Origin of the sequence: Microcystis sp. M49636_WE2 (assembly GCF_030065375.1) — a bacterium.
Taxonomy (GTDB): Bacteria; Cyanobacteriota; Cyanobacteriia; order Cyanobacteriales; family Microcystaceae; genus Microcystis; species Microcystis aeruginosa_C.
Window position 1 is genome coordinate 1 of sequence record NZ_JASJFG010000228.1, and the last position, 6,267, is coordinate 6,267.

Annotated in this window: 8 protein-coding genes; 6 read left to right on the forward strand and 2 right to left on the reverse strand. The window is 41.9% G+C overall.

Annotation, left to right across the window (positions count from 1 at the left end; translation table 11 throughout):
- The 3 genes from PX484_RS05265 to PX484_RS05275 all read left to right on the forward strand — a co-directional run.
- A partial coding sequence (locus PX484_RS05265) for a citrate/2-methylcitrate synthase (RefSeq protein ID WP_288103078.1) occupies positions 1-633 on the forward strand: 633 nt, incomplete at its 5' end.
- 198 nt (positions 634-831) lie between these two features.
- Positions 832-2,574, forward strand: coding sequence for an ABC transporter substrate-binding protein (locus tag PX484_RS05270; protein WP_288103079.1), 1,743 nt, complete (start codon positions 832-834; stop codon positions 2,572-2,574).
- On the forward strand, positions 2,574-3,842 hold the full coding sequence (locus PX484_RS05275; RefSeq protein ID WP_287765256.1) for a glycosyltransferase: 1,269 nt from the start codon (positions 2,574-2,576) through the stop codon (positions 3,840-3,842). Before PX484_RS05270 ends, PX484_RS05275 begins: the two co-directional genes overlap by 1 nt.
- Positions 3,843-4,104: 262 nt before the next feature.
- Here PX484_RS05275 and PX484_RS05280 read toward each other — a convergent pair whose 3' ends face one another.
- Both PX484_RS05280 and PX484_RS05285 read right to left on the reverse strand, forming a co-directional pair.
- Positions 4,105-4,449, reverse strand: coding sequence for a DUF5615 family PIN-like protein (locus PX484_RS05280; RefSeq protein ID WP_004159226.1), 345 nt, complete (start codon positions 4,447-4,449; stop codon positions 4,105-4,107).
- Complete coding sequence (locus PX484_RS05285; protein ID WP_002794978.1) at positions 4,446-4,739, reverse strand: DUF433 domain-containing protein; 294 nt, start codon at positions 4,737-4,739, stop codon at positions 4,446-4,448. Before PX484_RS05285 ends, PX484_RS05280 begins: the two co-directional genes overlap by 4 nt.
- Positions 4,740-5,116: 377 nt before the next feature.
- Between PX484_RS05285 and PX484_RS05290 the strand changes: the two genes are divergently transcribed.
- The 3 genes from PX484_RS05290 to PX484_RS05300 all read left to right on the forward strand — a co-directional run bounded on the left by PX484_RS05290 (position 5,117) and on the right by PX484_RS05300 (position 6,156).
- On the forward strand, positions 5,117-5,338 hold the full coding sequence (locus PX484_RS05290; protein WP_002755098.1) for a hypothetical protein: 222 nt from the start codon (positions 5,117-5,119) through the stop codon (positions 5,336-5,338).
- Positions 5,331-5,744 carry a pepsin/retropepsin-like aspartic protease family protein gene (locus tag PX484_RS05295; RefSeq protein ID WP_287765251.1) on the forward strand — a complete coding sequence of 138 codons (414 nt, stop codon included), beginning with the start codon at positions 5,331-5,333 and terminating at the stop codon, positions 5,742-5,744. Before PX484_RS05290 ends, PX484_RS05295 begins: the two co-directional genes overlap by 8 nt.
- A 157-nt stretch (positions 5,745-5,901) precedes the next feature.
- A complete protein-coding gene (locus tag PX484_RS05300) occupies positions 5,902-6,156 on the forward strand; it encodes a hypothetical protein (protein ID WP_002755102.1) in 255 nt (84 codons plus the stop codon).
- Positions 6,157-6,267: the final 111 nt, after the last annotated feature.

A 6,267-nucleotide genomic window follows, 5' to 3' on the forward strand; every position in this document is an offset into this window, starting at 1 on the left:
ACGGATTTAGCGGCGAAAGTTTTCGATGTCTGTTTGACTCTCCACGCCGAACATACCATGAATGCCTCGACTTTTTCGGCCATGGTGACGGCTTCCACTTTAACCGACCCCTACGGTGTCATCGCTTCAGCAGTGGGAACTCTCGCTGGCCCCCTCCACGGTGGGGCAAACGAGGAAGTATTGTTAATGTTAGAGGAAATCGGTTCGGTGGCTAATGTTCGTCCCTATGTGGAAAAATGTATCGCCAATAAACAAAAAGTTATGGGTTTTGGACACCGGGTATATAAAGTTAAGGATCCCCGAGCGACGATTTTACAAAACCTTGCCGAACAATTATTCGCAGAATTGGGTTCCGATGAATACTACGATATCGCCCTAGAATTAGAACAAGCAGTGGTGGATATCTACGGCGAAAAAGGTATCTATCCTAATGTGGATTTCTATTCGGGATTGGTCTATCGGAAATTAGGCATCCCTAATGATTTATTTACCCCGATTTTTGCCATCTCCCGGGTGGCCGGTTGGTTGGCCCACTGGAAAGAACAATTAAATGCTAACCGCATTTTCCGTCCTACCCAAATCTACACCGGACAACACGATGTCCCCTATACACCGATCGAACAACGTTCTTAGATTTTATCTCCCATTCTTAATGGAAACACGGTTTCTCGCCTTTGTCAATCTCACCTAGGCGAGATTTTTTGTCTCATTTCCTGTTATATTGATGGGGCAAGGAAACAGTCCATCGGCTTTCAGCTTGGTCAGTTTCGGTGTATATAGCAAGACAAGGTCTTTACTTCTAAATAGTCGGACAGAAAAATATTAAAGATTATGGTGAAATTTTGGCGGGGATTAACGGTATTTTTAATTTCTTGTTTATTGCTGATTTCCCTAACTGCTTGTGGTAATCAAGTTAGACGCAATCAAGTGGTCATATCGGTATTAAGTGACCCAAAAACCTTTAATGCTGTTTTATCGGCCGAATCCCCGAATATTTTTGGTTTAACCTACGAAGGACTATTAACAGAAAATCCCATTACTGGCAAAAAAGAACCGGTATTAGCAGAATCTTGGACAATTTCCGATGATAATTTGAGCATTATTTTTACTATGAGAGAGGGTTTAAAATGGTCGGATGGTCAACCCTTAACCGTTGATGACGTGGTTTTTACCTATAAAGAATTATATCTAAATCCTGATATTCCTAACAACTACCGCGATAGTTTAAGAATAGGATTAAAAAAAGAATTTCCAGTTATCACTAAACTAGATAATCGCAGAATCGAATTTAAACTCCCCGAACCTTTTGCTCCTTTTTTAGATGCTGTCAGTTCACCGATTTTACCTAAACACGCTTTAGAAAAAACTATTCAGAAAAAAAGCCCCGATGGTAGGTTAGAATTTCTCTCCACTTGGGGGTTAGATACTCCTCCCGATAAAATTGTTTTTAATGGTGCTTATAAACTAAAAGAATATATAACGGGACAAAGGATTATTTTTGAGAATAATTCTTACTATTGGAAAAAAGATGCCCAGGGACAACAATTACCTCATATAACTTCAGTAATTTGGGCAATTGTTGAATCTCAGGATACAACTTTACTACAATTTCGTTCGGGAAGTTTAGATTCTATTGGGGTAACTCCCGAATTTTTCTCCCTCTTAAAAACTGAAGAAGAAAGAGGAAATTTCACTATTTTTAATGGGGGACCTGCCTACGGAACCCAATTTATCGGTTTTAATCTCAATCAAGGCAAACGCGACGGAAAACCCCTAGTAGAGCCAATTAAATCCAGGTGGTTTAATAACTTAAATTTCCGTCAAGCTATTGCCTACGGCATTAATCGTCAAAGAATGATTGATGATATCTATCGAGGGTTAGGACAAGAACAAAATTCTTTTCTTTCTATCCAATCTCCTTTTTACGATAAAACCCTGAAAGGTTACGATTACAATCCCGAAAAAGCCAAAGAATTATTATTAGAGGCGGGATTTAAGTATAATAGTGATAATCTGCTAGTCGATGCTGATAATAATCCCGTTAGATTTAACCTAATTACTAACGCGGGTAACAAAATCCGGGAAGCAATTGGCGCACAAATTAAAAATGATTTAGCCGCAATAGGAATTCAAGTGGATTTTCAAGCGATCGCTTTTAGCAATTTAGTTGATAAACTAAGTAATAGTCTAGATTGGGAAGCACATATTTTAGGTTTTACCGGCGATAATGAACCCCACGCCCCCAATATTTGGTATGTAGATGGAAATCTCCACGCTTTTAACCAACAACCTCAACCCGGCAGCCCTCCGATTCAAGGCTGGCAAGCGGCGGATTGGGAGAAAAAAATCGCCGATTTATACGTCAAAGGTTCCCAAGAATTAGACTTTGAGAAGCGCAAAGTTATCTATAATGAAATTCAAAAACTTCAACAGGAATACGTCCCGTTTATTTATCTAGTTAATCCCCTCGCTTTGGGGGCTGTGCGTAACTGCTTTGAAGGAATACAATTCTCCGCCTTGGGTGGAGCATTCTGGAATCTAGAAGAATTAAAGAAAACCTGTGGAGGTGTTTAATGACTCATTTTGGTTTCCTCTGTCCTACAACTTCTGGACATATTTATTCTCTCCTACCTTTAGGAAAAGAATTACAAAAACGCGGTCATAAAGTTACCTGTTTTCTAACTCTTGATGGTGAAGAAATGGTGCAAGCAGCTGGCTTAGATTTTCAGGCAATTGCACCCGACAAATATCCGAAAGGCACATCAGCCAAAAATTTAGCCGAAATTGGTCAATTACGGGGAACAGCCGCCGTCCGACGCACGGTAGAATTAGTAACTGATTCTACAGCGACCCTCTTTGAAACTATCCCCCAAGAGATGCGTCGCTTGGGAATTGATGCCCTAATTGTCGATCAAGTCTCCGCCTCAGGGGGTACAATCGCAGAAAAATTGGCTATTCCCTTTATCAGTTTTTGTTCGGCATTGGTTTTAAATCGCGATCCGCTTATTCCGCCCTTTATGACCAGTTGGGACTATAATCCCTCATTTATCGGGGTTATTCGCAATAAACTTGGCTATAAACTCCTTGACTCTCTGACTCGTCCCCTGAATGAGTTAATCAACCGGCAACGTCAAGAATGGGGGTTAATTCCCTATCAAAACATCAATCAACGCTATTCACCCATCGCCCAAATTAGCCAACAACCTGCCGAATTCGAGTTTCCTCGGTCAAATTTACCCGCTCACTTTCACTTTACGGGTCCCTTTCACGATTCCTCCACCAGAAAAACGATTCCCTTTCCCTACGAAAAATTAACCGGACAACCCTTGATTTATGCTTCCCTCGGTACAATTCAAACTCGCCTACAATCGACCTTTAATGCGATCGCCGAAGCCTGTGCCGATTTGCCGGTACAATTAGTTTTATCCTTGGGCAATACCGACTCTAACATTCAAATAACCACCAAAAACGCCCTAGTTGTTCCCTACGCTCCCCAATTAGAGCTTTTAACCAGAGCCTCTCTTACTATCACCCCCGCAGGCTTAAATACTACCCTAGAATCCCTAGCGCAAGCTGTACCGATGGTGGCCATTCCCATCGCTAACGACCAACCGGGGGTATCTGCTCGGATAAAATGGTCGGGTACAGGGGAAGTGATTCCGATTTCCCGTCTAGAAGCTCCCCGTTTACGAAAGGCGATTGAAAAGGTCTTATCCTTCCCCAGTTACCGAGAAAATGCCCTGAGAATGCAAAAAGCACTACAGAAGACTGGAGGAGTGAAAATGGCCGCCGATATCGTCGAAAAAGCCATTTCTACTGGCCAACCCGTCCTATCGGTATAATAACCAGGGTCTGCTAAAAAAGTTTTTCCTGCGGACAGGGTGTCGGGTGTCGGGTTTTAAAAACGTTATCGAAAACAATTGACAAAAATCGCCCTTTATAACCCGTCCATGGCCTAACACAAACCGAAGAACCATAAAGATTAGATTGAACATTTCTGGGATTTCTGTCTAACAGCAATGGTCAGCGGTGATGAATGAACTAGAACATCGCCGCTTCATCGTGTTAGCTGGCTTGTGCTTAGAGTGTAAGTTTGCGGAGAAATCATGCGTATAGTAACTGATTATTAATACTATCAACAGTCAACGTGTTGACTAAAACACCAACCCGTTGCACGACCTCGTAGGCAGTTTTCTGAGGGACAACAATAATTCCACAATGTTCTCTGCCTTCCTCTATGAATTGAAGATGCAATCGTTCAAAATCAACTCGGTTGTGGGTGACAAGACATCTACCTAAAGAAGCTGCAAATTCTAATTGTTCGCTGTCAGTTTTGCCCAAAGTTGACTGCTCAGGAACAGTGGTGACATCTAAACCACGAGAACGCAGAAGTGTTGCAACTAACGCCGACACATCTTCGTCCATGTAAAGCGAAGCAAATATGCTCATAGCTTACCCAAAGCTGCCTTTACAGAAGGATGCACCAACTCATCGGGGACTTGGTTACGTTCAATGTACTCGTTAATTTCTGCTTGATGATCCAAATAAAAACTCAAGGCATCGAACACTTGTGCTAAGGTCAAATGAGGTAAATGAGTTGGAATTTCCTCTGGCATCACACCTAATCGCCACAGACCTACGATTGCGCGAATAGATGTGCGAGTGCCTTCAATAATTGGCTCTCCACCTAAAATCTCATTGTTTCTGGTTACATAACGTGAAAGAGTGATAATCGTCATGGAATTAGGTCTCTTAGGGAAATCGCTAATTCTATTTTAGTCAGGGACAGACATGACTTGATCATGGCATCTAGTCGCTAGAGGCATCGTCGGCTAGATGTTTTTTCGGCAACTTAACCTAAGACTGGCTCTAATAGTTTGACTAGAGAAAAAAGAGGTGCGTTACATTTCATTAACTACCAGAGCGGCGTACTGCTACGCAGTGCCTTCGGCATCGCACTGACACAAACCGAAGAACCATAAAGATTAGATTGAACATTTCTGGGATTTCTGTCCAACGGCAAAGTTAGCCTGCTTTTGGGGCAGGGATTAGCGCAAAGGTGGTGTTATACTCAGACAAAGTGCAGAAAGTCAAAATCCGTAACTTTCTTGAATCCATGCTGACAACTACTCAATTTGCGCCCCTGCTAAAGCAATTGTCTTACTCCGATAAGCTCTTATTACTTAACTTTCTTGTAGCCGAGTTGCTCAAGGATTCTGGTATTGTACCGATGTCTATTGAAGATGATCTCCCTAGACAAGGTTTACATGACTCTTTTGAGGCTGCCGCCATTCTTGCTCAAGCATTAAAAGAGAAACAAGAATTGACTCATGGCTAATAAGGTAAGATTTGCTTTCACTGAGGTAGATCCTAGTCTTGGTGCATTAAGTGCGCTTCCTTATTTACCATTGACATTAACTTATCAAAGTCAATCCTTGAATGTTTCGGGTCTCTTGGATACTGGCTCTAGTGTTAATGTGTTGCCCTATGAAATGGGTTTAGCTTTAGGTGCAGTCTGGGAAAACCAAAGGCTATCTCTGCCATTAGGAGGTAATTTAGCTAGATTTGAAGCTCGTGCATTGGTTGTTAAAGCTACTGTTGAGCAATTCCCCGCCGTAGATTTAGCCTTTGCTTGGACACAAGATAAATATGCGCCGCTAATACTAGGACAGATGAACTTCTTTCTTGCCTTTGATGTCTGTTTTTACAGATACGACTTAGCATTCGAGATTAGTCAAAAATAGTTTGACTGGAGAAAAAAGAGGTGTGTTAGATTTCATTAACAACCAGAGCGGCGATCGCAGTTTCACCTCAAGCGATCGCCCTATGAAAAGAGATTAATTTGTCTAAAGATTTGCTAAACTGAGGACAATAATCGCTTATTTTCAAGGTGTTAACTAAATGTGGTGGCAAAGTTCTCGGTTAGACCGTATTGAAGCCAGTCTAGAGGCAAGTCAGCAGCGAATAGAGCGAATAGAAAGCAATATTGACAGATTAGCAGCAATCAGTGAGGCAACGAATCGGCGTATTGATCGGTTTGTGGAAGCTACTGCTCAACAAATGGAGGAATCTAAGGCTCGTATTGACCAACTGCAACAAGGGATGGAACAGCTTCAGCGTGCAGTTGGCTATTTTTTAAGTCAGGACGGTAACTAACGATCGCCTTTTCAAAAATCAAAAAACCCCGTTAGCTTACAATCACTTGCTTCAATGAATGAGCATGGTACTACGGCTAGAGAAAAAAGAGGTGCGTTACATTTCATTAAC